This window comes from Mesorhizobium sp. M7A.F.Ca.CA.004.04.2.1 (assembly GCF_004022825.1).
In the GTDB taxonomy this organism is placed as follows: Bacteria; Pseudomonadota; Alphaproteobacteria; order Rhizobiales; family Rhizobiaceae; genus Mesorhizobium.
Window position 1 is genome coordinate 1 of record NZ_RZPH01000924.1, and the last position, 2,421, is coordinate 2,421.

The following is a 2,421-nucleotide window of genomic DNA, read 5'->3' on the forward strand; positions in this document are numbered from 1 at the left end:
ACGTGTACCACTCGACGAACTGGATCACGCCGCCCTCATGCAGCTCCGAATAGGGGCCTGGTTCGTAGGCCGGCGACAGGATGCCGAAGGCGTTTTCCTCGACGATGCGGCGGTCCTGGTCGTTGGTCTCGGTCCAGACATGGGTGAGCTCAGCGAGGTCGTAGTCGACGCCTTCGACCGCATCCTTGTGGACGAGCCATTTCGTCGTCACCGCGGTTTCCGTGGCACTGATCGGCAGCACGCGGAAGGTGACGGCATGGTCGCCGAGGATATGGTTCCAGGTTGTCGGATAATGATAAAGCAGCAAGGAGCCGATGCGGTCGGTTGAAACGCTGTCGGACAGGTTCTTCTTCACCGCCCGTTTTCCCGTCATGGTGTAGCTGACGGCATCGCGCAGCAGCGGCGCGCGGGTGGCGCGGTACTGCCCTGCCGGATCGATGCGGAATTTGCTCGGCAAGCCTGATGCCTCGCATCTGGCCCAGTGCGCGACCATCTCGGGGTCGCTGTCGGCGCCGTTGACGCCGGTCACGGTCGGCGCCTCGGGGAAGGTCTTGCACAGCTCAGGGTGATTGGCGACGCAGTGGTAGCACTCGCGGTTGTTTTCCCAGACCAGCTTCCAGTTGCCCTTCTCGATGATCGTGCTCTCAAAGGCGATCTTTGCCTCACGCAAACGGTGCGGCAAAAGATAAGGTTCGATCATCGCCCGCATCGGCGCGAAATCCGCCGGCTCCTTGGCCAGGCAGATGAAGATGTAGCCGCCGACGCTCTCGCAGGCGACCGGCTTCAGGCCGAAATCACTCTTGTCGAAACCGTCGGCCATCTGGCGGGCAAACAGCAGGCGGCCGTCCAGCTCATAGGTCCACTGATGATAGGGGCAGACGAGCTTTGCCGCCGTACCCTTTTCCGCGTTGCACACGCGGCTGCCGCGATGGCGGCAGGAATTGTGGAAGGCGTTGATCTTGCCTTGCTGGTCGCGGACAAGGACGACCGGATAGTCGCCGATCTGCACGGTGATGTAGCTGCCCGGCTTCGGCAGTTCGCAATCATGGCCGATGAACAGCCAGTCGCGATACCAGATCAGCTCCATGTCGAGCTTGAAGTAGTCTGGATCGGTGTAGAAGGGCTGCTCCAGCGAAAAGCCTTGCCGGCGCCCCTTCAGGAGCCTCAGCATGTCGTTGCGGGTATCCATGTCCTGTCCTCGTTTCTAAGGACTGAACTGGTGGTGATGGAGGAAGGATTGAAACGCAGGCCGGCTAGGTGCCGGAAGCGCTATCCACCTCTTGACCGCCCACCGCGATCAGTCGAGTCTAAAAATCTCGGGCTGGTTTCCGGGCTCTGGAGTTGTCCTTGCGGACCATCGCGACACCTTCCCAGGCAGTTGCCCAGTGGTCTCCCGTTGCGACTTGAACTCCACCACCGTTGCGGGGCAGCGCCGGATTCTGACCGGCTTCCCAATTCTCCGCCTCGTCGTCACGAAGCGGCACCTGAGATGGGTATGATCTAACCACGATCGCTGGCGCGCCGTCGGCATGAAAACGACATCGTATCCATGCGGCGCGACACGGCATGCGAAACGTCACCGCAGATCGTCGCGGGCCGAAATCCCGCCTCCCGGGCGGCCATTTGCCGGCTGCGATCTTCCCGAGTCCGACCCTTGGCGGGGGTCAAAAAAGGTTAACGGTTTCGAAAAGTGACTATTAGCTTGACCTAAAATCGAACCGAACGGTTCGTTTCTGTTGACGGTGCGTGCAGGACGGTGTGAACGCCGGGCCTTTGAAACAGTCAGTGATCCATCGGATGGTTAAACTTAACATGCTGATATAGAGAGGAAAAATGTATCTCTAGATTCCCCTGGCACAATTTCAAGGTGTGGATTCATGGTCCACACGGAACAACTTCGTGATTGGAAAAGGCGGGGTTGCCCTCCCACATCGGGGCTGTCCGAACGACGCGATTTCATTTCCAAGACACGCCGCTAGACGGACGGAAAAAGACGATACTGGAGTACAAAAATGAAAAAGATCATTCTCACTGCCGCAGCCCTTCTGGCCATTTCCGGCAGCGCCTTCGCTGGTAGCGACCACTACGGTTCGAACGCCGCGGCAGCCACTGCTGTCGACAGCTCGTACACCGCTTCGACCAAGAAGTCGGAACCGGCTGCTCAGGCGCCTGCCCAGGGTGCTGACCACAACCTCTTCGGCAACAACTAACAGCCGATTCCCAGTCGACGGCGGGCTCGCCCGCTGCCCTGGCGAAATTCAGACATTCGAAATTCAGACATTCAGGAGTATTTAAGATGAACAAGATCCTCATTGCTGCCGCCGCCGTTCTGGCCATCACCGGCAGCGCTTTCGCGGGCAGCGACAACTACGGTTCGAACGGCGCCAACCAGCCTGCCGCCGCTGTGGACCAGTCGTACAC

At 59.5% G+C, this 2,421-nt stretch carries 3 protein-coding genes and 1 riboswitch; of the genes, 2 read left to right on the forward strand and 1 reads right to left on the reverse strand.

Annotated elements, in window-relative coordinates:
• On the reverse strand, window positions 1–1,189 hold a 1,189-nt coding region (locus EN893_RS29240), incomplete at its 3' end, for an aromatic ring-hydroxylating dioxygenase subunit alpha (protein WP_164901203.1).
• Between the two features lie 112 nt (window positions 1,190–1,301).
• Window positions 1,302–1,503, reverse strand: a riboswitch (cobalamin riboswitch).
• A 509-nt stretch (window positions 1,504–2,012) separates the two neighbouring features.
• On the opposite strand from EN893_RS29240, the gene EN893_RS29245 reads away from it, so the two are divergent.
• Both EN893_RS29245 and EN893_RS29250 read left to right on the forward strand, forming a co-directional pair.
• Window positions 2,013–2,210 (forward strand): DUF680 domain-containing protein, encoded by a 198-nt coding sequence (locus tag EN893_RS29245; protein WP_027039902.1) that lies wholly within the window; start codon window positions 2,013–2,015, stop codon window positions 2,208–2,210.
• 86 nt (window positions 2,211–2,296) lie between these two features.
• Window positions 2,297–2,421: DUF680 domain-containing protein (locus EN893_RS29250; protein WP_128300360.1), on the forward strand; the 125-nt coding region annotated here is incomplete at its 3' end.

What these genes read in the sequence shown, in the direction of transcription:
- EN893_RS29245 (WP_027039902.1), top strand. Translation starts at nt 2,013, where the DNA reads ATGAAAAAGATCATTCTCACTGCCGCAGCCCTTCTGGCCATTTCCGGC.